The sequence below is a fragment of the Chryseobacterium sp. SSA4.19 genome (genome assembly GCF_022601875.1).
GTDB lineage: Bacteria > Bacteroidota > Bacteroidia > Flavobacteriales > Weeksellaceae > Chryseobacterium.
Window position 1 is genome coordinate 1 of sequence record NZ_JAKVIP010000031.1, and the last position, 22,618, is coordinate 22,618.

Annotated in this window: 23 protein-coding genes; 11 read left to right on the forward strand and 12 right to left on the reverse strand. The window is 37.4% G+C overall.

The features are described 5' to 3' along the window. The first annotated feature begins 162 nt into the window (after positions 1 to 162). The 5 genes from MKJ01_RS16790 to MKJ01_RS16810 all read left to right on the forward strand — a co-directional run bounded on the left by MKJ01_RS16790 (position 163) and on the right by MKJ01_RS16810 (position 6,678). The gene (locus tag MKJ01_RS16790) at positions 163 to 2,016 is read left to right on the forward strand and encodes an ATP-binding protein (protein ID WP_241615355.1); all 1,854 of its coding nucleotides are present in this window, start codon (positions 163 to 165) and stop codon (positions 2,014 to 2,016) included. Between the two features lie 8 nt (positions 2,017 to 2,024). Next, on the forward strand, positions 2,025 to 2,393 hold the full coding sequence (locus tag MKJ01_RS16795) for a PleD family two-component system response regulator (RefSeq protein WP_241632705.1): 369 nt from the start codon (positions 2,025 to 2,027) through the stop codon (positions 2,391 to 2,393). 114 nt (positions 2,394 to 2,507) lie between these two features. After that, entirely contained in the window at positions 2,508 to 4,841 is a 2,334-nt protein-coding gene (locus tag MKJ01_RS16800; protein ID WP_241615353.1) for an ATP-dependent helicase, read from the forward strand. 154 nt (positions 4,842 to 4,995) lie between these two features. After that, positions 4,996 to 5,814, forward strand: a complete 819-nt coding sequence (locus tag MKJ01_RS16805) for an alpha/beta hydrolase (protein WP_241615351.1) — start codon at positions 4,996 to 4,998, stop codon at positions 5,812 to 5,814. A 96-nt stretch (positions 5,815 to 5,910) separates the two neighbouring features. Then, a complete protein-coding gene (locus tag MKJ01_RS16810; RefSeq protein ID WP_241615350.1) occupies positions 5,911 to 6,678 on the forward strand; it encodes a phospholipase D-like domain-containing protein in 768 nt (255 codons plus the stop codon). A 60-nt stretch (positions 6,679 to 6,738) separates the two neighbouring features. Here the strand turns inward: MKJ01_RS16810 and MKJ01_RS16815 are convergent, their stop codons facing one another. The 3 genes from MKJ01_RS16815 to MKJ01_RS16825 are packed head-to-tail and all read right to left on the reverse strand — an operon-like array spanning position 6,739 to position 8,928. Further along, on the reverse strand, positions 6,739 to 7,761 hold the full coding sequence (locus MKJ01_RS16815; RefSeq protein WP_241615349.1) for an alpha/beta hydrolase: 1,023 nt from the start codon (positions 7,759 to 7,761) through the stop codon (positions 6,739 to 6,741). A 23-nt stretch (positions 7,762 to 7,784) separates the two neighbouring features. Next, entirely contained in the window at positions 7,785 to 8,168 is a 384-nt protein-coding gene (locus MKJ01_RS16820) for a DUF3037 domain-containing protein (RefSeq protein WP_241615348.1), read from the reverse strand. Next, on the reverse strand, positions 8,155 to 8,928 hold the full coding sequence (locus MKJ01_RS16825) for a HipA family kinase (protein ID WP_241615347.1): 774 nt from the start codon (positions 8,926 to 8,928) through the stop codon (positions 8,155 to 8,157). Before MKJ01_RS16825 ends, MKJ01_RS16820 begins: the two co-directional genes overlap by 14 nt. Before the next feature lie 120 nt (positions 8,929 to 9,048). Here MKJ01_RS16825 and MKJ01_RS16830 point away from each other — a divergent pair, with 120 nt between their 5' ends. Together MKJ01_RS16830 and MKJ01_RS16835 are read left to right on the forward strand one after the other, a co-directional pair. Beyond that, positions 9,049 to 9,888 carry a S9 family peptidase gene (locus MKJ01_RS16830; RefSeq protein WP_241615346.1) on the forward strand — a complete coding sequence of 280 codons (840 nt, stop codon included), beginning with the start codon at positions 9,049 to 9,051 and terminating at the stop codon, positions 9,886 to 9,888. Between the two features lie 98 nt (positions 9,889 to 9,986). Then, complete coding sequence (locus MKJ01_RS16835; RefSeq protein WP_241615345.1) at positions 9,987 to 10,187, forward strand: hypothetical protein; 201 nt, start codon at positions 9,987 to 9,989, stop codon at positions 10,185 to 10,187. A 62-nt stretch (positions 10,188 to 10,249) separates the two neighbouring features. Here the strand turns inward: MKJ01_RS16835 and MKJ01_RS16840 are convergent, their stop codons facing one another. From MKJ01_RS16840 to MKJ01_RS16870, 7 genes are all read right to left on the reverse strand, one after another. Beyond that, positions 10,250 to 11,071: a flavin reductase family protein gene (locus MKJ01_RS16840; protein WP_241615344.1), complete on the reverse strand. Its 822-nt coding sequence runs from the start codon at positions 11,069 to 11,071 to the stop codon at positions 10,250 to 10,252. A 108-nt stretch (positions 11,072 to 11,179) separates the two neighbouring features. After that, positions 11,180 to 11,377 (reverse strand): GxxExxY protein, encoded by a 198-nt coding sequence (locus tag MKJ01_RS16845; RefSeq protein ID WP_368366407.1) that lies wholly within the window; start codon positions 11,375 to 11,377, stop codon positions 11,180 to 11,182. Between the two features lie 260 nt (positions 11,378 to 11,637). Next, positions 11,638 to 12,885, reverse strand: a complete 1,248-nt coding sequence (gene fahA, locus MKJ01_RS16850) for a fumarylacetoacetase (RefSeq protein ID WP_241615343.1) — start codon at positions 12,883 to 12,885, stop codon at positions 11,638 to 11,640. A gap of 144 nt (positions 12,886 to 13,029) precedes the next feature. Then, entirely contained in the window at positions 13,030 to 13,503 is a 474-nt protein-coding gene (locus MKJ01_RS16855) for a hypothetical protein (protein WP_241615342.1), read from the reverse strand. Positions 13,504 to 13,572: 69 nt separating this feature from the next. Then, a complete protein-coding gene (hppD, locus tag MKJ01_RS16860; protein ID WP_241615341.1) occupies positions 13,573 to 14,703 on the reverse strand; it encodes a 4-hydroxyphenylpyruvate dioxygenase in 1,131 nt (376 codons plus the stop codon). A 183-nt stretch (positions 14,704 to 14,886) separates the two neighbouring features. Further along, positions 14,887 to 16,161 carry an acetyl-CoA hydrolase/transferase family protein gene (locus MKJ01_RS16865; RefSeq protein ID WP_241615340.1) on the reverse strand — a complete coding sequence of 425 codons (1,275 nt, stop codon included), beginning with the start codon at positions 16,159 to 16,161 and terminating at the stop codon, positions 14,887 to 14,889. Positions 16,162 to 16,397: 236 nt separating this feature from the next. Beyond that, a complete protein-coding gene (locus MKJ01_RS16870; protein ID WP_241615339.1) occupies positions 16,398 to 17,585 on the reverse strand; it encodes a homogentisate 1,2-dioxygenase in 1,188 nt (395 codons plus the stop codon). Positions 17,586 to 17,709: 124 nt separating this feature from the next. On the opposite strand from MKJ01_RS16870, the gene MKJ01_RS16875 reads away from it, so the two are divergent. Both MKJ01_RS16875 and MKJ01_RS16880 read left to right on the forward strand, forming a co-directional pair. Continuing rightward, the gene (locus tag MKJ01_RS16875) at positions 17,710 to 19,782 is read left to right on the forward strand and encodes a TonB-dependent siderophore receptor (protein WP_241615338.1); all 2,073 of its coding nucleotides are present in this window, start codon (positions 17,710 to 17,712) and stop codon (positions 19,780 to 19,782) included. Further along, entirely contained in the window at positions 19,779 to 20,243 is a 465-nt protein-coding gene (locus tag MKJ01_RS16880; RefSeq protein ID WP_241615337.1) for a thioredoxin family protein, read from the forward strand. Before MKJ01_RS16875 ends, MKJ01_RS16880 begins: the two co-directional genes overlap by 4 nt. 1 nt (position 20,244) lies before the next feature. Here MKJ01_RS16880 and MKJ01_RS16885 read toward each other — a convergent pair whose 3' ends face one another. Together MKJ01_RS16885 and MKJ01_RS16890 are read right to left on the reverse strand one after the other, a co-directional pair. Then, a complete protein-coding gene (locus MKJ01_RS16885) occupies positions 20,245 to 21,087 on the reverse strand; it encodes a hypothetical protein (RefSeq protein WP_241615336.1) in 843 nt (280 codons plus the stop codon). Positions 21,088 to 21,097: 10 nt separating this feature from the next. Beyond that, positions 21,098 to 21,463, reverse strand: a complete 366-nt coding sequence (locus MKJ01_RS16890) for a DUF1304 domain-containing protein (RefSeq protein ID WP_241615335.1) — start codon at positions 21,461 to 21,463, stop codon at positions 21,098 to 21,100. A gap of 66 nt (positions 21,464 to 21,529) precedes the next feature. Here MKJ01_RS16890 and MKJ01_RS16895 point away from each other — a divergent pair, with 66 nt between their 5' ends. After that, positions 21,530 to 22,102 (forward strand): Crp/Fnr family transcriptional regulator, encoded by a 573-nt coding sequence (locus tag MKJ01_RS16895; protein ID WP_241615334.1) that lies wholly within the window; start codon positions 21,530 to 21,532, stop codon positions 22,100 to 22,102. Positions 22,103 to 22,167: 65 nt separating this feature from the next. Beyond that, positions 22,168 to 22,611: a carboxymuconolactone decarboxylase family protein gene (locus MKJ01_RS16900; RefSeq protein WP_241615333.1), complete on the forward strand. Its 444-nt coding sequence runs from the start codon at positions 22,168 to 22,170 to the stop codon at positions 22,609 to 22,611. Positions 22,612 to 22,618 lie beyond the last annotated feature (7 nt).

A 22,618-nucleotide genomic window follows, 5' to 3' on the forward strand; every position in this document is an offset into this window, starting at 1 on the left:
ATTAGTCTTTTAAATTGCAATCCAAAATTGCTAATTTTCTCGGAACTTTTTTTTATAAATAAGTTTAAACAACTTCTTAAGAAGAATTATCTTAACTTGTGGTATTTTATGATTTGAGCATAAAATAATTATAAAGTATTTTTACAATTAAATAGTTAAAGGATGAAAAGCTTTTTAGAGCAAAACGTTTCCCACGAGTCTCTCATTACTTTGTTCAGCCAGGCTCCTGTGGCCGTATCTCTTTTAATAGGAGATGATTTTATTATTCATAATGCAAATCCCCAGATGTTGGGGCTTTGGGGCAGAGATGCTTCTGTAATTGGCAGATCCTTATTTGAGGTATTGCCGGAAATACAGTCTCAGGGTTTTGTAGAGATTTTAAATAATGTCTATAGAAACGGTGAAATTTTTAATGGAAACCGGTGGCCTGTTTTTTTGGATAAATATGGAGTTTCTGAAGAATGTTTCTTTAATTTTATTTATGCGCCCGTATACAATGACGATAAAAAAATCATAGGGGTAAGCATTGTGGCTACTGAGGTTACTGAACAGGTGATTTCTGAAAGAAAACTTAAAGACAGCGAATACCGTTTTGAAGACCTTATCAGGAATTCCGATTATTCTATTGCCATTTACCGTACAGAAGATCTCTATGTGGAATTTGCCAATGAGCGCATGCTTAAAACCTGGGGTAAAGACGCTTCCGTTTTAGGAATGAAACTTGAAGCGGCACTTCCAGAATTGGAAGGGCAGCCGTTTATAGGTATTCTGAAGGATATTTTTAAAACCGGGGAAACTTATGCCGCCAATGAAGATAAAGTTGATCTCATCGTCAATGGAACCCTGCAGACCTTTTACTATAACTTTTCTTACAAACCGTTGAAAAATCAGGACGGTAAAGTATATGCCATTCTTAATATGGCCGTTAATGTGACGGACCTTGTGATGGCAAGAAAAGAAATACAGGAAAGTGAAAACAAGTTACGGGATCTGGCCGATTCAATGCCACAGTTTGTGTGGACCTGTGATCATAACGGGCAGATTACCTATATGAACAACAGCTGGTATAAATATACAGGCTCTACAGAAAAAGATGACCAGACCAAGCTGGTAAGAAATATGATGAGGCCCGAGACTGCTGAAAAAGTAGATAAAGTGTGGGAAGAAAGCATAAAGTCAACTACTCCTTTTGTAATGGAATATGAGCTTCAGGATCCTCATAACAAAGATAGTTACAGATGGTTTCTGGGAAGAGCCGTGCCAAATTTCGGAGAAAACGGGGAAGTAAAACAATGGACAGGAACTTTTACGGATATCAATGAATTCAAGCAGCTGGAAACCCAGAAAGATAATTTTCTCGGTATTGCCAGCCATGAACTTAAAACACCGCTTACCAGCCTTAAATTATATACCCAGTTCATTAAAACAAACCTTGAGAAATCGGGTGATCAAAAAAATGCAGATGTTGTCAAACGGATGGATTACCAGATCGACCGTCTTACGGAGCTTATTAATGAACTGCTGGATGTTACGAAAATACAGAAAGGCCAGATGCCCCTGAATGAATCTTATTTTGATTTTGATCAGCTTGTGGATGAAGTGGTTGAAGAACAGCAGATGACTTCAAGGCATAAAATGATAGTAAGCAAATCCAGCACAGGGACTGTGTTTGCAGACCGGCACCGTATTTCACAGGTGATGGCTAACCTGATCAGCAATGCTATTAAATATTCACCGGATGCAGATGAAGTGCATATTTCCACATCTTTGGAAGGAGATCAGGCAAAGTTTTGTGTACGGGATTTCGGGATTGGTATTCCGGCTGATAAACAGTCAAAAGTTTTTGATCAGTATTACCGGATAAGCGAATCCAAGGAACATACATTTCCAGGACTGGGGCTTGGCCTTTATATATCATCTGAAATCATAAAAAAGACGGGAGGGAAAATTTCTGTTTCCTCAGTTGAAGGAGAAGGGTCTGATTTTTGCTTCAGAATCCCAAAGAATAAAAATTAAAAATTACCATGCCTAGTTCTGCAAAAATAATGGTGGTAGACGATAGCCCTGCAATTGTTGATTCTATTGAGATGATGCTTGATTTTGAGGGATTTGAAGTTGCTAAATTTTACAAAGGGTCAGAAATGTTCAATGCGCTGGATCCGGAAATCAAGCCGGATGTTATATTGATGGATATGTGGCTGTCGGGTGAAGACGGGAGAGATTTTTGTAAACTGATTAAAGCAGATGAAAAATTAAAGGATATTCCTGTTCTTATTATGTCCGCAAGCCGTGGGTTGGAGCAATCTGCCCTGGATGCAGGAGCTAATGAATTTATCGCCAAGCCTTTTGATCTCGGAAACATGGTAGACCGGATCAGGTTTTATATCAAGTAATTCTAACTGTTGCTGACAGTATGTCGCCGCTTTTTAATTTAACACTATTTACTTTCTTGCCGGATTTGAATTCTCCATAGAATACACTAATTTTGTATTCCTAATTTTTGCAGTATGGAGGATTATTTGAAAGGACTGAATGAATCACAATTTGAAGCCGTTACCACTTTACAGGGACCATTAATGGTTCTTGCAGGAGCCGGTTCCGGAAAAACCCGTGTTCTTACCATGCGTATTGCTCATTTGATCACGAATGGAATTGATCCTTTTAATATTCTGGCGCTTACCTTTACCAATAAGGCGGCGAAGGAAATGAAGGAACGTATAGCAAAAGTAGTGGGGCAGAGTAATGGCAGAAGCCTCTGGATGGGAACCTTTCACTCGGTATTCGCGAGGATTCTGAGAAGTGAAGCCCATTATCTGGGATACCCTTCCAATTTTACCATCTATGATCAGCAGGATTCTTTAAATGTCATTAAAAAAGTATTAAAAGACATGAACATTGATGCTGACTTATATAAACCTAAAAAAGTTCAGGCAAGAATTTCTACGTACAAGAATAACCTGATCACGGTAAAGGCTTATTACAACAATCCTGAACTTATTGAAGCGGATGAAAAAGCCAATATGAAATTTATCGGCCAGATTTATCAGAGATATGTAGACCAGTGTTTTAAAAACGGATCGATGGATTTTGATGACTTATTGCTTAAAACCAATGAACTCCTTACACGCTTTCCGGAAGTGTTGGCCAAATACCAGGACCGTTTCAGGTATATTCTGGTGGATGAGTACCAGGATACGAATCATTCCCAGTATTTAATTGTAAAAGCACTGGCCTCGAAATTTGAAAATATCTGTGTGGTAGGAGATGATGCACAATCAATTTACTCGTTCCGTGGAGCCAATATTTACAATATTTTAAACTTTAAAAAAGATTATCCGGATGCCGTTACGGTTTCCCTTGAACAGAATTACCGATCAACGCAGAATATTGTCAATGCGGCCAATGTCGTGATTGCAAAAAACCTTCAGCAGTTCAAGAAAAATGTGTTCAGTGAAAATGAAGAAGGCGAAAAAATTAAAGTATACCGTTCTCTTTCCGATGCCGATGAAGCCAATTTCGTGGCAGGGAATATCTGGGAAACCAGGAACCGGGAACAGAGGAGATACAGCGATTTTGCTATTTTATACCGTACCAACTCGCAGACAAGAGCTTTTGAAGATGCGCTGAGACGTAAGAATATTCCGTATAAGGTATACGGAGGCCTGTCTTTCTATCAGCGGAAAGAAGTGAAAGACCTGATTGCTTATCTGCGGCTTCTGGTTAATGAAAATGATTCGGAAGCGCTCATGAGGATTATCAATTATCCTGTCAGAGGGATTGGTGATACCACTCAGAATAAACTGATTGTTTTTGCAGATGCTCATAATATTTCCGTTTCAAATGTATTGGACAATCTTCCTTCATATGCTCCGCAATTGGGGCTTAATAACGGGATTTTAAATAAGCTGAATGACTTCTGGTCTATGATCAAAGCATTTCAGGTATTGCTGAAAACTGAAACGGCATACAGTGTTGCGATGGAAGTAGCCAAACGCAGCGGACTGATTAAGTTTTTAAAAGATGACCAGACTCCGGAAGGGATCTCAAGGGTTGAAAACGTTCAGGAATTAATGAACTCCATGCAGGGATTTATCGAAGAACAGATGCAGCTGGAAGACGGAGATCCGAGCTTACCTAATTTCCTTGAGAATATTGCTCTTTCGGCAGACACGCAGAACAAAGAGAGTGAGGAAGAAATGGTTTCGTTAATGACCATTCACCTCTCAAAAGGTCTAGAATTTCCAGTCGTGCACCTGGTGGGTCTTGAGGAAAATCTTTTTCCGAGTTTTATGAGCTCTGCCACCCGGGAAGACCTCGAAGAAGAGAGACGTTTATTTTATGTGGCTCTAACCAGAGCTGAAAAGCAGGCCTTTTTCTCATATGCTGTGTCTCGGTTCCAATGGGGAAAGATTACCGATGCTGAGCCATCGAGATTTTTAAGTGAAATTGATGATGAATATATTGAATTTGTAAATCCTGCAATTGAAAAACGTTTCATCAATAACGCAGGGCTCAAATCGAATATTTTTGATGAGCATCCTTCGGAGCTCAAAGGTTTTAAAAGGGTTGAAAAAAAATCCATTGAACGCAAAGAAGGTTCAAAGCCTATAGCTGAGCCGAGGAAATTAAAGCCGGTCAGTACAGCTAAAATTATCAATCCGAGCGGTGCTTCATCACAGGATATCGAAGTTGGAGATAAAGTAAGACACGACCGTTTCGGAATCGGGGAAGTTACATTCCTCGATGGAACTGATCCTCAGAATATCAAGGCCAAAGTGTATTTTCAGCATGAAGGAGAGAAAAACCTGATCCTGAAATACGCCAAGCTAACCAAGATTTAATAATCAGGGTAAATAATTCCCACAGATCCGGTGATTTTTATAGATTATGTTTAAGATAACTATAAATTTTTCAGGATCTGTGGGATTTTCATATCATAGAATCATATCCCAAATGAATTTTGAATTGTATCTTTAAACCCTAAAAGTTTTTATTATGAAAAGGATTCTGGTGTTTTTAATCATTACATTATTTTCAGCTTCGTTTTTTTCCCAGGAATACAATATAGTAAGTAATATTCATTACTATGATGAAAAGGTAAATAATTCCGATGCTTATATTAATGAAAGATGTATTCTGGATGTTTATGTTCCGAAAAATGTGAAAAATTTCCCGACGGTTATCTGGTTTCACGGCGGCGGGATCACAGGTGGACAGAAAGAAATTCCGGAAGGGTTAAAAAATAAGGGAATTGCTGTTATTGGTGTTAACTACAGACTTTCGCCAAAAGTAAATGCACCTAAGTATATTGAAGATGCTGCGGCTGCAACAGCCTGGGTTTTTAAAAATATTAAAAATTACGGAGGCCGTAGAGATATGGTCTTTATATCGGGACATTCTGCAGGAGGATACCTTGCGATTATGGTAGGTTTAAATAAAATGTATCTGAATCAATATGGTATTGATACCAATACATTAGCGGGGATTATCCCTTTCAGCGGACAGATGATTTCCCATTTTACGACAAGAAAAGAAAAAGGAATTGATGAGCTGGATGCCAGAATTGATGAAATGGCCCCGCTTCATTTTATAAGAGCCGATGCGCCGCCTCTGCTTCTCATTACAGGAGACCGCGAAAAGGAACTTTTGGGCAGATATGAAGAAAATGCTTACATGGCAAGAATGATGAAGCTGAAGGGACATAAAGAAACAACTTTATACGAACTGCAGGGCTTTGGCCATGGCGGAATGGCGCAGCCGGCATTTCCTTTATTATTAAATGAAATAAAAAGAGTTGAAAAACTGAAAAAATAAAGTCGGAGGTAATACAAAATATTCAGGAAACACTTTGCAGAAATCATTTGGCAAAGTTTTTTTTTATCATTTAATTAAAAAAAACTTATCCTGAGCATGGGAACGTTTTACAACAATGCAGTATGTGACATTTATATAGGAAAAGGAGCGGGAGCAAAACTGATTCAGGATATTAGGAATGCAAAAAAAAATGTAAAAATCGTATCGCCATATCTTTCTCCTTCATTAATAAAAGAGCTCATATTCCTTCATTCCAATGGCATTAATATCGAATTGATTACGACGGATGAAATTGAAGATTTTTACGGCCATGAAAAAAATATCAATAAGCTTATTATCCAGGAACGGCATATTGACGAAGAAGCAAATGAATCAAGGAACAGTCTGGTAAGCTTTTCAGGGACTTTGCTTTTCATGATAATCGGACTGACCCTAATTCTGGTTTCCTTGATTTTTTTATTACAAGAACCAAAATTCGGTTTCGGTTTCATCATGGTTGCCCTGTTGTTTTTTTTAAGAAGCTATTTGGTGGGAGAAATTAAAAAGAAAAAGATCTATCATTATACCTACAGCCAGCTGTTTCCTTTTAAAGTTTTTGTGTCCCCAAATCATGGGAATTCTTTTAACAGTACTTTTATCCACAGCAAAATCTACGTCATCGACAATGAAATTGCTTATCTGGGATCTCTGAATTTTACAGGTAAGGGAGTCAAAGAAAATCATGAAACAAGAATAAGAACGACCGATCGCCATGCGGTTGACAAGATTATGGAAGAAGTCGATCATTTATTTACAGGTTCAGGCCTTGCGGAAAGAGATGTTCAGTTTTGGGGCGCTCAGCTGTACACAGAACCAGTTAATTAAATAAGAATCAGGCAGTAATATAATTCACTGCCTGATTCTTGTTTGAAATGCTGAAATGATTTATTTTTTGTGAGAAACGATAAAATTCACCATGTCATCCGTAAGTTGGTTCAGGTATGTTTTATCAGTTGTCCCGAATCCATGGACGCCATCTTTCACAACAATTAAAGAATGTTCAATATTGGCTTTTTTAAGTTTCCTTGCCAGCCTTTTTGAATGTTTCAGCGGGGCTACTTTATCTTTGTCTCCATGCAGGATAAAAGTAGGAACTGCATGTTCAGTATCATTGATCGGTGAAACTGTTTTTAAATAATCAATAGCTTTCCTTTTATCTTCTTTAATATCATACCCGGAAATTCCGAATACGAGTTTTTGCCGGATCTCAACAATAGGTTTAAAGAACAATCCGACAATGGATACTGGAACCTTACCTAATCGGGTGTGTAAAAGCCTGTTTAAATCAGTAGGCCCGAAATTGCTGACCACATAATTTACCTTTCCGGAATGAGGTGAGAGTTCAGGACTTCCGATATATTCGGTATCATCGGAATATGCTGCAAGCAATGATAAATGCGCTCCTGATGAAACACCGAAATAACCAATGTTATTTACATCAAAATTATAGGTATCTGCATTTTTCCTGACCCATTTTACAACATCCTTGGTATCCTGGACAGGAAAAGGAAAATGAACGGTTTCACTGACCAATGTATAATCAATACTAATGACTGCATAATTGTTTTCAATGAGTTTTAAGATTGTGCTCTCTATGTAAGTATTGGCACGGACGGTTTTATCACCTTTTGCCCAGGCTCCGCCGTGAACGTATACTACCACCGGAAGCTTTCTTGTTGCTGTGCCTTTCGGCTTGTAAAGATCTAAAAATACAGGGTTTCCTTTCTCATCATTCTTATAAGAAATATTTCCAGTGACTGCTGTTTTTTCAGGGAGGATTGTGCTTGGCGGAATTTTAGCTTCATTAATTGGAGGCTGGGAGTAAAATAAGCCGGATAGGCTTAAAAATAAAATAAAGAACAGGTTTATAAAAAACCTGTACACTATATTTTGATCGGATAATTTCATAGAATTTTTTGAGGTATTATTTGTTATTTCACTAACTCCTCAAAAAGTTTACCAAAAGTCTTTTCCAGGTCTCCTGATTTTCCGGGATGAGGCCTTGAAGTCTGTATGACCGAACTGCGTACTGCGGTAAGCCATCGGAAACGGTCAGGAATTTCCATCATCGCAATGGGGCCGCCGTCTTTTGTTCCGTGTGCAATTTTCTGAAAACTTTCCAGATTACGAAGCACATCTTCATAATCAAGCTTACTGTGCATCAGCCGGAATTTATCCGGACACAGGTAAAATTCGGTCTTAATGAATTTCATTTTTTTAGAAAACATCACCAGACCTATATTGAAAAACTCTTCTCTTTCAACTTTAGGCACCAGACGGATGACTGCATATTCATAAATGTTATCCTCTTGCATGCTTCGCTTCGTTTAAAAAGATTTGAGAATTTTCCAGTCTTGTTTTCAGGAAATTGAAATAGACTTCCCTTATTTCATCCGGACTTTCTTCGGCATCGTTCCAATGCAGCCAGTCCTGAGGAATTAAATTTACGATTTCCCTGAAAAGGGTATCGTTTAAAACTTCATGGGCAAACCTGTCTGCCTCATCAAGCTGTGTAGCCTGGGGAAGCAGAACATGGTCTTTCACATATTTGAAAGGTGTTTTTGCTGCCGTATCAAAATGCTGCCAGGAATGGTGGAAATAGAAAGAAGCGCCATTATCAATAATCCACAGTTCTTTATGCCACATCAGGAGATTTGTGTTCTTAAAAGTACGGTCAATATTGGTTATGAATGCATCCAGCCAGACAATTTTAGAGGCCAGGAGCGGATCTACCTGTACACTTGAGTCAAAAGCAATAGCCTCAGACAAATAGTGCAGGCCCAAATTCAGCCCTTCTGAAAATTTAAGAAGATCCTGAATTTCCTCGTCTGCTTCAGTTCTACCGAAATCGACATCAAGATTTGCAAAAACCAATTCAGGAATCGGTAAACCAAGCGCTTCGGTAATCTTGCCACCCAAAATTTCTGAAATCAGCATTTTAACACCATGGCCTGCGCCACGGAATTTCAGGACATATTTAAAGTTATCATCAGCTTCAGCCAGAGCAGGAAGAGAGCCTCCCTCACGCAATGGCAGAATATATCGCATTACCGTTACTGTTCTTAGATTTAACATACTGCAAAAATAAGGTTTTACTTTGTGTTTATATCTATTTTTAATATTTTTAGGAAGCGTTTAAGCTATACGGGTTTCGTTGTACTTAGACAATGATCTGAAACATAAAAAAAACAAAGTATGGAGGTTATAAAAAAGAAAAATATCATCATTTCAAATCCGGAAACTAAAAATTTTCTCGCTGATGCTTTTTATCCTGAAACAGACAAAAAGCTGCCGTTGATTATTTTTGTTCACGGATATAAAGGATATAAAGACTGGGGTGCCTGGAGTCTGATGGCAGAAAAGTTTGCAGAAGCAGGTTTTTTCTTTGTTACATTCAATTTTTCCCATAACGGAACTACGATTGAAGATCCTTCTCACTTTGCTGATCTTGAAGCCTTCGGCAATAATAATTACTCCAAAGAGCTTTCTGATCTGGGAGCGGTAATTGATTATTTTGTGCAGGATAAAAATGTTGATGATCATAGAATAGTCCTGATCGGGCACAGCAGGGGAGGCGGTATTTCAATTATCAAAACGTACGAAGATGAAAGAATTCATGGCTTGATTACTTTGGCAAGCGTTGATACATTAGACCGGTTTCCAAAGAATGAAGCCTTTGAAAATTGGGAGAAGGCAGGTGTATATTATGTGACAAATGGAAGAACAAAACAGGAAATGCCTCACTATTACCAGTTTTACGAAGATTTTGAACGGGATGAACACCGGTTTGATGTGGAACGGTCTACTGAAATGGCAAAAGCTCATGTTTTAATCATTCACGGAACAAATGATGAAAGCGTAAATGTAAAGAATGCTGAACATCTTCATATCCTGCATCCTAATTCAAAGTTGTATTTAATTGAAAATGCTGATCACACTTTTGGAGCGAAAGAGCCCTGGAATGAAAATCAGCTCCCCCAAGATCTGAATACTGCCGCTGAGAAATGTATTGAATTTATCAGGGAAAAAATGTAGTTTCATACAGGTAAGAAGATTTTATAAGAAATATTAATTTACTATTATAAAATTCATATATTAGTGATAAATATTAATACTTTAAAATCCGGATTACTATGAAAAATGTAAACAAAGCTCAAAAATTAAACAGAGAAGCTCAGAAAGCGATTATGGGCCAGGCATCGTCTGCATGTCCTCCTACAGGATGTTACAGATATTCCGTCAGGGACGGCAATGACAGATGTTTTGTTCTTCCGTGCCATACGGTATATGGTACTGTTCAGCTTGTAGATGGTCAATACCAATGCTGTTTTTAATATAGGTAAAGAAACGATAAAAGGAGTGAAAATTTTCACTCCTTTTCCTTTTAATATCTTTATTATTTAATTAAAATATTCCACGCTTCTTCAATTTTACTTTCCAGTAATAATTTTTGTGCATCACGATGGATCTCTTCGTCTTTGTGACAGCTTTCCGAAGGTAAAACTTCTACATTGGCCAGCATTCCCAAATCATTGCCTGTGAAAATTTTACTGTATCGGATGGATTCAGGAAGTCTGTCGAAGCCAATTCCTTTTGTTACCAATGGTTTCGGGACCTCAAACAAATTGTTCCCATTATTTCTGGAATACCAGTTGCTGCCTAATCTTGCGACCATATCGAGTTTTGCCTGATCTAAATTTCCTTCATCATTCAGATATTCTTCACGGATGTGGATTTTCTGAACTTCACAAATCACCAGATTACCGGCACCGCCCTGATCACCTAAGGATTTTATCTCAAGCACTCTGCACTCAAAGTTAACCGGACATTCTGCAATGAGTTTAGGCCTTACTATATCGGCATCTTTCATGGTAAGTCCCGATTTAACAAACTCGTTGACTCCATCATCATATTCTGTTGACGCCAGTGAAATCTGCTGCACAATAGGGAAATTGACTGTTCCTATCACTACTTCAGGAACTTCCACTACATTTTCCAGAGTATGTTTCGTCGTATTGTCACGCACCCGTCTTGACGGTGAAAAAATCAGAATCGGCGGAACAGTACTGAACATATTGAAAAAACTAAACGGCGATAAATTGCTGTTACCGTCTTTATCAACCGTTGAAGCCAATGCAATAGGACGTGGTGAAACAGCGGTCTGCATAATGGTCTGCAACTGTACCGCGGAGAGTTCGGATGGAATTACTGTTTTCATATTTTATTAAAACACTTAAGTTTTTTAAGTGCGGGTCTTATTTTTATTGAGTATGATTAAGTTTCGAAAATCTACGATTTTCATTCTTTTGGCAAAGCTTTAAAAAATTTAGAGGCAAAGATTCGTAACATTAAAATTCACTAAAATTGCTCTAGGTATTTGTAATAAATTCATATAATTGATCGTCTGAACCTTATGGATTGGATGAATTTCAGAAACTGATTTCAATTCCAAAACAATTAAATCTTCAATTAAGAAATCACATTTTAATTTACAATTTATTTGATCTCCTTTATATATAAGAATGGGATTTTAAGTTCACTTTTATATTTTAAACCTATCAGATTAAACTCTTTTTCCAGACATTGATGATACACATCTTAATACCAAACCCGGACCCGCTAATTTATGAATACAGGCCCGTACAACTTTATAAGAAAGGTCATTAATCAATTTTTGTGTAATCATAAAAACTAATAGAGAAAATCATAGATTTTCTAAAGACTAAAGTGAACTAAAATTCCCGTTTTATTCAACTAAAATAAACTTAAGAGTTGAAAATAATATTATTTTGCAGGAATGATTTTGCCTGAAACTTCACCGAATCCCACTCTTACCCCTTCTTTTTCGGCATAAGCTTTCATCGTTACCGTATCATTGTCATTAATGAATTTTCTTTCTTCGCCGTTGCTTAGAGTAATTGGGTTCTGGCCTCTCCAAGTCAGTTCAAGCATGGATCCGAAAGATTTAGGATCACTTCCTGAAATGGTTCCGCTGGCATACATATCACCGACTTCCACGTTACAGCCGTTAACGGTGTGATGAGCAAGCTGCTGGGTCATGTTCCAGTACATATGTTTATAGTTGCTTTCGGAAATCAGATTCTGCTCGCCGTTTTCAGGCTGGATATATACTTCAAGATTGATGTCGTAATTTTTATCCCCTTCAAATTTCAGATACTCTAAAACTTCAGGATCCTGTTTAGGAGAAGATGTTCTGAACGGTTCCAGAGCTTCGAGTGTAACCACCCATGGAGAAACGGAAGAACCGAAATTCTTTGCTAAAAACGGCCCAAGCGGAACATATTCCCAAGACTGGATGTCTCTTGCTGACCAGTCGTTGAAGACCACCATTCCGAAAATTGCATTTTCAGCGTTTTGGGTTGAAATGCTCTCACCCATTTCCGTATTCTGATTGATGATAAAAGCCATTTCGAGTTCAAAGTCCAGTTGCTGGCATGGCCCGAAAACCGGCTGGTCTGCATCGGCAGGTTTCATCTGGCCTTTGGGACGGTTAATTTCCGTACCTGAAACCACAATTGAAGAGGCTCTTCCATGATAACCTACTGGTAAATGTTTCCAGTTCGGAAGCAAAGCGTTTGCGGGATCCCTGAACATTTTTCCCACGTTGGTAGCATGTTCGATGCTGCTGTAAAAATCCGTATAGTTCGGGATGTGAACAGGCATCATCATTTTTACCTGGTCCAATTCATAAAAAGCCGCTTCTATGGTTTTCTGATCTCTGGATAAAATGGAACCCTCCCGTAAAAGCTCCTGGATTTTTAACCGCACCGCATTCGTGACAGGCTTTCCAAGCTCTATAAATTCGTTTAAGGTATAGGCTTCAAATACATTGTCTTCAAGACCTTCAATTTCCTCAAAATAACTCAGGTCATATAATGTGGCAAGATCAATAACCTGATCGCCGATCCTGGTACAACATGCAATATATTCTTTATTGAATACGGCTACCCCGAACGGGATATTGTGGATAGAAAAATCCGAATCTGAGGTATACTCTACAAATGATTTCATATGTTATAATTTAGCTGGATTTATGTATCCGTTATATTTGGTTTGTACTGTTTCGATTTTAAATACGCGATTGCGCAATAATAAATGTATTCCGGCATTTATTAAATATTGTCCGGGTTTCAATTCTATGAGAATGCTGAAATATTATTTTTTAGGTTTGGTTTTCGACAAGGCTTCCTCATCGATCCATCTGTCTTTTGTGTTGATATCGATCAGGTAAAGAATGTGATCCTGGCTGGTCAATAGTAAAGTTTTGGTCAAGGGAACCGGAACTTTTTTGTTTTCCAGCATATCTGCTCTTAAGGAGATAATATTTCTTTTGTTTCTCACAATATCTCCTGAAAATACATTGGAGTTGCTTTCTCCCGTTTTTTTATCATCAAAAACTTCTACATACGTGGCTTTATTGCCTTTAATAACAATAAAATCTCTTTCCGTATGGTCTGCATCATCTTTAATAAAAACGAATTTTTTATTATCAATATTGACAGACTCCAGTTGCTGATTGACCCCTTTTCTTTCTTCAAGTTTTGTGAGGATGTTATTTAATGAGCCATATTGTGCTTTTATGCCGGAGATCATTCCGATACATAAAATTCCGATGAATATTTTTTTCATATGCATGTGTTTATAAAAAAGTTTTGTCAAGACTTTTCATCCTGACAAAACCTGATATTGTTGCTAAAATTAAAGATTCCCTCTTTTTTCCTGCTCTCTTTCAAGCGCTTCAAATAACGCTTTGAAATTACCCGCACCGAAACTCTGTGCACCATGTCTTTCAATGATTTCGAAGAATAGGGTAGGGCGGTCTTCTACAGGTTTTGTAAATATCTGTAATAAATATCCTTCTTCATCATGATCAATTAAAATTCCCAGATCCTGAAGTTTCTTAAGATCTTCATCAATATGTCCCACTCTTTCAGGAACCATGCTGTAATATGCCTCCGGTGGAGCAGAAAGAAATTCTACGCCACGTTTTTTAAGTTCAGTTACGGTATGGATGATGTCTTTTGTTGCCACTGCAATATGCTGTACCCCTTCTCCTTCATAGAAATCAAGATATTCCTCTACCTGAGATTTCTTTTTACCTTCCGCCGGCTCATTAATAGGGAATTTGGCGAATCCGTTTCCGTTGGACATTACTTTAGACATTAAAGCAGAGTATTCTGTATTGATCTGTTTGTCGTCAAAAGAAAGAATGTTCACAAATCCCATTACTTTTTCGTACCATTCTACCGTAGGAATCATTCTGTCCCAGTCTACGTTCCCTACACAGTGGTCAACATACAATAAGCCTGCTTCTTCCGGCTGATAAGCGCTTTCCCATTTTTCATATCCCGGCATAAACGGCCCGCTGTAGTCCTTTCTCTCGATAAACATGTGAACGGTTTCTCCGTAAGTATAAATTCCTGACATTCTTACTTCACCGTTTGCATCCGTCAGAGTTACCGGCTCCATATAGGGTTTTCCGCCTCTTTTCGTTGTTTCTTCAAAAGCTTTATAAGCGTCATCTACCCACAGTGCCAAAATCTTAACCCCGTCACCATGTTTTTTTACATGCTCATTGATAGGAGAGTCAGACTTTAATCCTGTGGTAAGGACCAATCTGATTTTTCCCTGCTGAAGAACATACGATGCACGGTCTCTCACACCGGTTTCCGGACCTGCATACGCTACAGACTGAAACCCGAAAGCGGTTTTGTAATAATGTGCTGCCTGTTTGGCGTTTCCTACATAAAACTCTATATAATCGGTACCGTTAATCGGCAAAAAATTCTCTGCCTGAGCAATCTTTTCGGCAAATGTAAGTGTTGACATATTTCTATTTTTACTTTAAATTTATTAGTATGCAAATTACGAATTTCCTGCTAATACGGAAAATATTAACTAACAAACGTCAGGCAGGCTTAATCGGCCATTTCTTAGAAATTTATTACACCATATTTCTGTGATAAGAATACGCCCAGTTACCATTTTGGAGATCAGAAATGATAAAACAGATTAATGGCTGAATCTTTCATAAGCCGCTTTCTCCAGCATTTCACGGTCATCCGGATGTGCAATACTGATCAGTTCCTGTGCTCTCTGCTTCAGGTTTTTTCCATACAGATAAGCTGTTCCGTATTCTGTAACCACCCAATGGATGTGCCCTCTTGTGGTGACTACCCCGGCTCCCTGTTTCAGGTAAGGAACAATCCTTGATACCCCTTTTTTGGTCCTTGACGTAATAGCAATGATGGGTTTTCCGTCTTCACTCAATGCGGCACCTCTCATAAAATCCATCTGGCCACCGATCCCGCTGTACTGCATCGTTCCTATGGAATCTGCACATACCTGTCCTGTGAGATCAATTTCAATGGCAGAATTAATAGCAACCATTTTCTTATTTCTCATAATATTGATCGGGAAATTCACATTACTCACATCGTTGAAAGCAAATACGGTATTGTCATCCACATAATCGTAGAGCTTTCTTGTTCCAAAGCAGAAGCTGGTGATGGTTTTATTATCGTTGTACCCTTTATATTTGTTATTGATGACATCGTTTTGAATTAGATCGATTACCCCATCGCTCAACATTTCGGTATGAACACCCAGGTCTTTATGATTTCCAAGGCATTTTAAAACGGCATCCGGAATGGTTCCTATTCCCATTTGCAGGGTAGAGCGGTCATCAATCAGTTCTGCAACATTTTTTCCGACTTCCATTTCTTCAGGGCCTACTTTAGAACCGTAATCCACGGTCGGAAGCTCTTCTTCATGCCAGACCAGCTTGGTGATTTTGCTGATGTGGATCATCCCTTCACCGTGGGTTCTCGGCATCAGCGGATTTACAGTGGCGACAATGATTTTAGCAGTGTCTACTGCTGCTCTTGCCACGTCTACGGATGTTCCCAAGGTACAGAATCCATGCTTGTCAGGTGGGGAAACGGTAATCAGTGCCACGTCAAGCGGTAAAATGTTTTTTCTGAATAAAATCGGGATTTCACTTAAGAACACAGGCACAAAGTCTCCCCGGTCTGAATTCACGGCACCACGCACCGGGGTGGAAACAAACAGCGAATTCACAAAAAATTTGTCTTTATATTCCGGCTTGGCAATTTCCACATTTCCCTGTTGGGTTATGGAAACCATTTCAATATTATCCAGGCGGTGCGATTGTCTCGCCAGTTCGTCGATTAGATAATTAGGAGTACACGCACTTCCATGAAAGAAGACACGGTTTCCGCTTTTGATGGTGTAAATTGCTTCTTCTGCACTGATATATTGATCCATAAATTAAGCTTTATTGTAAGTTTGATATATAATTTTCTTCTATTAAAGATAGTTTATATTGCCTTGATAGACTATAAATATTCAAAGATTTTTATCATGTTTGAGCATTTGAATAAAATAAAAAGGTTTACAAACAATATCTTAGCCTTCTGTTCATATGTTCTTCGAATGTATAAAAATAAAATCCCGAATATTTGTTATCCGGGATTTATATGATTGTGTTATTTTAAAATAAATTATTCCTGCAATCGGTCTTTTAAGGTATGATCTTCCTCTTCCAGCCATGAAGTTTTATAAGACGGATCTTCCACTTTTAAAGCTTCTTCTGTAATTTTCAAAGGGCGGAAAGGATCAACCATAACCGCATATTCTTCAGTAAACTTCTTACCAATGCTTCTCTCCATGGCTCCCGGATGAGGTCCGTGGACAATTCCTCCGGGGTGAAGCGTGAAATCCATTAGATCAATATGATTACGGCTCATGAAATCACCTTCTGTATAAAATAAAACTTCATCAGAATCTATATTCGAGTGATTGTAAGGTGCCGGAATAGCCAGCGGGTGATAGTCGTACATTCTCGCACAGAATGAACAAACTACGAAATTATGCGCTTCAAAAGTCTGGTGAACCGGTGGCGGCTGGTGAATTCTGCCGGTTATCGGTTCGAAATTTTTAATGTTAAATTTATAAGGATAGAAATAACCGTCCCAACCTACCACATCAAACGGATGGGTGGCGTAGATAAAATCCGTGACCTGGTTTTCCTTTTTTACCTTAATTAAAAATTCTCCTTTTTCGTCTTTAGGTTCCTGAAAAGTCGGTGTAATAATATCTCTTTCGCAGAATGGGGAGTGTTCTAATAATTGTCCGAATTCATTTCGGTATCTTTTCGGGGTATAAATCGGAGAGTGGCTTTCCACAACGAAGAAAACAGTATCATCAGAATGTAATTCCACCTGATAGATCGTGCCTCTTGGAATGATTAAATAGTCCCCAACAGAAAATTCAAGGTTCCCGACAAATGTTTTTAAAATTCCGCTTCCGCTGTGCGCGTATAAAAGTTCATCGCACTCGGCATTCTTGTAGAAATAATCCATCGATTTTCTTGGCTTGGACAATCCCATTTTCAGGTCATTATTTACCATCAGGAACTTTCGGCTATCCATAAAGTCATCTTCAGGAGTCACATTCATTCCTTTAAACATTCTTGGCGTAACATTTTTATCAACCGCAATTCTCGGAGCTACGTCTTTTGCTTCACCGATAGACTTAATCTGAGTTGGCCGGTGAATATGGTACAACAATGAAGAAATTCCGTGAAAGCCTTCCGTCCCGAAAAGCTGTTCGTAATAGAATTTATCTTCCGGAGACTTAAAAATCGTATGCCTTTTTTGTGGGATATTTCCCGACTGATGATATCTCATTTTACTTTTATATGTGGATTCTCAAATTTAATATTTTTTAATGAATTGAAATTTAAAAACAATTTTTATTTAAGTTTTGTATTACTAAAATTAATTGTTAGTTTTGGCTAACAATTGTAATTTCATGCAACGAATATTATTTTCTGCTGTTTTTTTGTCATCCTTTTATTTTGCGCAGGAAGCAGACACTTTACATCTGAATCAAACAAAAAAGATTGATTCTGTCACACTTGAAAAGAAAAAGGAAATTAAGACACAGAATATCGATGATATTGTTATGGCCGGAACGATAAAACCGGTCAGCAGATCAAAAAGCCCTGTGCCTGTGGAAATTTACAGCCATAAATTTTTCCAGAAAAATCCTACTCCTAATGTTTTTGAAGCTATTGCTATGGTAAATGGTGTAAAACCTCAGCTTAACTGCTCGGTTTGTAATACGGGAGATATTCATATCAATGGTCTGGAAGGACCTTATACCATGATTTTAATTGATGGAATGCCGATTGTCAGTTCTTTATCTACTGTTTATGGACTTAGCGGAATTCCAAATAGCTTGGTTGACAGAATTGAAGTAGTGAAAGGTCCTGCATCTTCAATCTATGGTTCCGAAGCAATGGGCGGCGTTATTAACATTATCACCAAAAATGCTTTAACAGCTCCCAAATTAAGTGTTGATCTGATGACAACGACTTGGAATGAAAATAATGTTGATTTGTCGACGAAGTTTAATCTGGGCAAAAATGCGGCATCTTTATTAAGTTTAAATTATTTCAACTTCACAAAAAGATTTGATGAAAATAACGATAATTTCACCGATGGAGCACTGCAAAACAGAATTTCCGTATTTAACAAATGGAATTTCCAGCGAAAAGAAAACCGACAGGCGAGTTTTGCATTAAGGTATTTGTATGAAGATCGTTTTGGAGGAGAAATGCAGTGGAATAAATCGTATCGGGGAAGTGGTGAAATTTACGGTGAGAGCATCTATACGAACAGGGTAGAGGCTTTTGGTATGTATCAATGGCCTATGAAAGAAAATATTGTGACCCAGTTTTCCTATAATCTTCATGACCAGAATTCTTTTTACGGAACCAATCCTTTTACGGCAATGCAAAAAGTGGCTTTTACCCAGACGTATTGGGACAAAAAGCTGGCAAATCATGATCTGATCTTGGGGGTAACTTTTAAGAAAACTTTTTATGATGATAATACGCCCGGAACTTTATCATCTGATGCATTAACCAATCAGCCGATGAAATCACCTATTTTCGGAGCTTTTATCCAGGATCAATGGGAGATAGATGACAAGAACACCTTATTGCTGGGATACAGGTTTGATTATGATAAAATCCATCATGCTGTGAATTCGCCGCGTTTTGCCTGGAAATTTTCTCCCAATCCTTATCATACGTTGCGGTTTAATTTTGGAACGGGTTTCCGTGTGGTGAATTTATTTACAGAGGATCATGCCGCCCTGACAGGTTCCCGCGAAGTGATGGTTCAATCAGATTTAAAACCTGAAAGATCTGTCAACGGGAATTTAAATTATATCTGGAAAATTCCTGTCAACGATCGTTTGATTAATCTGGATGCGTCTGCGTTTTACACCTATTTCAGTAATAAAATTGTCGGTGATTTTGATTCTGACCCGGAAAAAATTATTTATAATAATCTTCATGGGTATGGTATTTCCAGGGGCGCGTCTTTGAATTTGGATTATACTTTTAATTTTCCTTTAAGTGTAAATCTTGGCGTAACTTATCTGGGCGTTTATCAGAAGTTTGATGATGAAAGACAAAAATCGAAACAGCTTCATGCTCCTAAATGGAGCGGGACGTATAATCTGACCTATAAATTTCAAAGCAATTTAATTATTGATTTTACAGGACAGTTTTACGGACCGATGCGGCTGCCTGTGCCGCCGGATGATTACCGACCCGAATATTCACTATTCTATAGCTTAGCCAATATTCAGATTTCTAAAATCTTCAGGTCAGGATTTGAAGTGTATGGAGGCGTGAAAAATATTTTCAATTTTACTCCGAAAGATCCGTTGATGCGGCCTTTCGACCCGTTTGATCAACATGTTGATGATCCGGTTAATAATCCCAACCATTATACTTTTGATACGACGTACGGCTATGCGCCGATGCAGCGAATCCGAGGGTTTCTTGGGCTAAGATATATTTTGAGATGATAAAATACCTGTTATTTTTGTTATTAGGACCTTGTTTCTGTCTCTCACAGATCAGGACAATTCCTTTTTCTGAACTTGAAGCCAAACAAAAAGAAAATCAGAAGCCGCTCATTATCCATATATATACGGACTGGTGTTCTGTGTGCAAGATTGAAGCTTTCAACTTAAACAAAGACCAGGATTTGGTTAATATCATCAATGAGAATTTTTACTTCATTAACTTTGAAGCAGAAAAAACAAAAGAAAAAATTATTTTTCAGGAGCAGGAATTTAATTATCTGCCCAACGGAAATTCAGGAATTCATGAGCTGGTTTTAGCTTTGTCGAAAAATAAAACACAGCCTGTTTATCCGTTGTGGATTATTTTGGATAAGAATCAGAATTTGACTGAATATCACGAAGGGTTATTCAAAGCTGAAGAAATGAAGGAGAAGTTGTTTGAGTTTTTAAGATTTAAATAACTCATTCTAATTTGTAAGTCGTAATTTTATAATATTCAAAATATTTATCATAAAATGTTAAAGGAATAGATTTTTGAATTTTTTTGCTGTATTCGTTTGGCGATATATAAAAAGTAATCTTTTCTCCTTTCGTATTTAACTTCTTGTAATATGTTGATTGGTTTTGCAGGAAATTATTAGGTGAAAATTCAAACTCTGGATATTCTTTCAGATGAATAAGAATTTGAGAACTGCTTCTTCCAATGTTCTTATAATCATTAAAAGTACCTTCTATTTTAACATACCCAATCTTTTGAATACTTTCTAAATTATCTTGATTTTTTGCTTCAAAACAATTTTTTGTTAAGATAAAAAAAAATATTCCAGAGCAAATGATTGAAGCTAAAAAGAAATAAAATTGGACATTTATTTTTTTTATATCTGATTGTATATATTTTTCTTTGCAATAAACAACTAATTCATTGTAATTTAATAGATCATCTTTATAAATTGTGATTTTATTATTTGGGAATTGAATTTCTAATTTACGAGTATGTATGACAGAATCTTTAGTCTGTTTTCTGTAATATTCTTCTGAAAAGAATATTTTATTATTTGATATTACTATTTTTTTTCCAAAAATGTTAATTAACTCTGTTTCATTATCCAATATTATTATTTTAAAAACTTTTGAGAATGAAAAATAAATTATAAATGAATAAATGGTAAAAATTATGCTTCCGAATGTCAGGTCAATCGAACCTTTTTTTAGTAAAATAAAAGGCAATCCTAAAATTGAAATAAAAGCTAAATTAAAATCATTATCAAAAAAACTTCTTTTAAATTCAAACTTTTCTTCAGACATTAGTGAAAAACTATTTCAATAAAACAGTCACAATCCCTAAAATTGCGGGCAAAGCCTGTACAAAAAATATCTTCTTCGTTGCTGAAACTGCACCGTAAATTCCCGCTACAGCAACACATCCTAGGAAAAATAAAGCAATATTGGTCTGCCATTTCGGATCTTCAATCAAAAAGGACCAGATTAATCCGGCGGCAAGAAAACCGTTGTACAATCCCTGATTGGCAGCTAAACCTTTGGTCGGTTTGAACATATCTGCAGGCAAAGCCGCTTTAAATACTTCTTTTCCTTTGGTTTCCCAGGCAAACATTTCCATCCAGAGAATGTAAAGATGCTCAATAGCTACAATGGCAATTAAAATTTTGGCTACGATTTCCATGATTTACTGTTTTGTCATTGTAAAGCTAAAAAAATAAAGTTAAGTTTGGGTATACAATTTTTAAAAATGGAAACTTTCAAGAGACATTTAGATAAATTCATAATCCTCGCTGAGGAAGAATATGCTTCCGTGTTGTCTTTCTTTAGGGTCTTGGAAGTGAAAAAGAAAGAAACCTTATTGCTGGAGGGAGAAATCTGTACATCAATGTTCTTTATTGTTAAAGGCTGCCTTAGGAAGTTTTTCGTCAATGAAAAAGGAGTGGAGCAGACTACCGAATTCGCTATTGAGAACTGGTGGATAACGGATACGTTTGCCTATGAAAGACAGATTAAATCAAGCTTTAACATCCAGTCTGTTGAACAGTCTACTGTTTTACTTCTTGATCTCCATTCCCAGGAAGAATTATTACGAAAACACCCTGTAATGGAGCATTATTTCAGAATGGTTTATCAGAGAGCGTATGCCGCGGCAGAACGAAGAATCCGTTATCTGTACGAGATGAGCAGGGAAGAACTGTATATCCATTTCAGTGAACAATATCCTGGGTTTATCCAGAGGATCCCCCAATATTTAATTGCTTCTTTTCTTGGCTTCACTCCTGAATATTTAAGTGAAATCCGGGCGAAATTACGTTCTTAAACCAGTTTAAGATTTTTAGAAACTATAAACCGGAACTTTGTCTCAGAAATTTAAAACAAAATAGTATGAGCGCAAGATTTAACTGGACAACAATTCACCCTGCTGCTTACAAAGCAGGAATAGGAATGGAAACAGCTCTTCAGAACAGTTTTTTAACTCCGATTCAGAGAGAATTAATTAAAATCAGGGCTTCCCAGATCAATGCCTGTGCATTCTGCCTGGATATGCATACGAAAGATGCTTTAAAATATGGTGAAACCCCGCAGAGAATTTTCCTTCTCAACGCTTGGAGAGAAGCAAAAGAATTGTTTTCTGAAGAAGAACAGGTAATTTTAATGATTGCGGAAGAAATTACTTTAATCAGTCACAAAGGATTAAAAGAAGAAACCTATCAGAAAGCACAAGAGCTTTTTGAGGAAACCCAGATTGCCGATATTATCATGGCAAGTATTGTTATCAATATGTGGAACAGAATCGCTATTTCAACGCATATGCCGATTGGTAAATAAGTTGTTA

What these genes read in the sequence shown, in the direction of transcription:
- MKJ01_RS16790 (WP_241615355.1), top strand. Translation starts at nt 163, where the DNA reads ATGAAAAGCTTTTTAGAGCAAAACGTTTCCCACGAGTCTCTCATTACT.
- MKJ01_RS16795 (WP_241632705.1), top strand. Translation starts at nt 2,025, where the DNA reads ATGCCTAGTTCTGCAAAAATAATGGTGGTAGACGATAGCCCTGCAATT.
- MKJ01_RS16800 (WP_241615353.1), top strand. Translation starts at nt 2,508, where the DNA reads ATGGAGGATTATTTGAAAGGACTGAATGAATCACAATTTGAAGCCGTT.
- MKJ01_RS16805 (WP_241615351.1), top strand. Translation starts at nt 4,996, where the DNA reads ATGAAAAGGATTCTGGTGTTTTTAATCATTACATTATTTTCAGCTTCG.
- MKJ01_RS16810 (WP_241615350.1), top strand. Translation starts at nt 5,911, where the DNA reads ATGGGAACGTTTTACAACAATGCAGTATGTGACATTTATATAGGAAAA.
- MKJ01_RS16815 (WP_241615349.1), bottom strand. Translation starts at nt 7,761, where the DNA reads ATGAAATTATCCGATCAAAATATAGTGTACAGGTTTTTTATAAACCTG.
- MKJ01_RS16820 (WP_241615348.1), bottom strand. Translation starts at nt 8,168, where the DNA reads ATGCAAGAGGATAACATTTATGAATATGCAGTCATCCGTCTGGTGCCT.
- MKJ01_RS16825 (WP_241615347.1), bottom strand. Translation starts at nt 8,928, where the DNA reads ATGTTAAATCTAAGAACAGTAACGGTAATGCGATATATTCTGCCATTG.
- MKJ01_RS16830 (WP_241615346.1), top strand. Translation starts at nt 9,049, where the DNA reads ATGGAGGTTATAAAAAAGAAAAATATCATCATTTCAAATCCGGAAACT.
- MKJ01_RS16835 (WP_241615345.1), top strand. Translation starts at nt 9,987, where the DNA reads ATGAAAAATGTAAACAAAGCTCAAAAATTAAACAGAGAAGCTCAGAAA.
- MKJ01_RS16840 (WP_241615344.1), bottom strand. Translation starts at nt 11,071, where the DNA reads ATGAAAACAGTAATTCCATCCGAACTCTCCGCGGTACAGTTGCAGACC.
- fahA (WP_241615343.1), bottom strand. Translation starts at nt 12,885, where the DNA reads ATGAAATCATTTGTAGAGTATACCTCAGATTCGGATTTTTCTATCCAC.
- MKJ01_RS16855 (WP_241615342.1), bottom strand. Translation starts at nt 13,503, where the DNA reads ATGAAAAAAATATTCATCGGAATTTTATGTATCGGAATGATCTCCGGC.
- hppD (WP_241615341.1), bottom strand. Translation starts at nt 14,703, where the DNA reads ATGTCAACACTTACATTTGCCGAAAAGATTGCTCAGGCAGAGAATTTT.
- MKJ01_RS16865 (WP_241615340.1), bottom strand. Translation starts at nt 16,161, where the DNA reads ATGGATCAATATATCAGTGCAGAAGAAGCAATTTACACCATCAAAAGC.
- MKJ01_RS16870 (WP_241615339.1), bottom strand. Translation starts at nt 17,585, where the DNA reads ATGAGATATCATCAGTCGGGAAATATCCCACAAAAAAGGCATACGATT.
- MKJ01_RS16875 (WP_241615338.1), top strand. Translation starts at nt 17,710, where the DNA reads ATGCAACGAATATTATTTTCTGCTGTTTTTTTGTCATCCTTTTATTTT.
- MKJ01_RS16880 (WP_241615337.1), top strand. Translation starts at nt 19,779, where the DNA reads ATGATAAAATACCTGTTATTTTTGTTATTAGGACCTTGTTTCTGTCTC.
- MKJ01_RS16885 (WP_241615336.1), bottom strand. Translation starts at nt 21,087, where the DNA reads ATGTCTGAAGAAAAGTTTGAATTTAAAAGAAGTTTTTTTGATAATGAT.
- MKJ01_RS16890 (WP_241615335.1), bottom strand. Translation starts at nt 21,463, where the DNA reads ATGGAAATCGTAGCCAAAATTTTAATTGCCATTGTAGCTATTGAGCAT.
- MKJ01_RS16895 (WP_241615334.1), top strand. Translation starts at nt 21,530, where the DNA reads ATGGAAACTTTCAAGAGACATTTAGATAAATTCATAATCCTCGCTGAG.
- MKJ01_RS16900 (WP_241615333.1), top strand. Translation starts at nt 22,168, where the DNA reads ATGAGCGCAAGATTTAACTGGACAACAATTCACCCTGCTGCTTACAAA.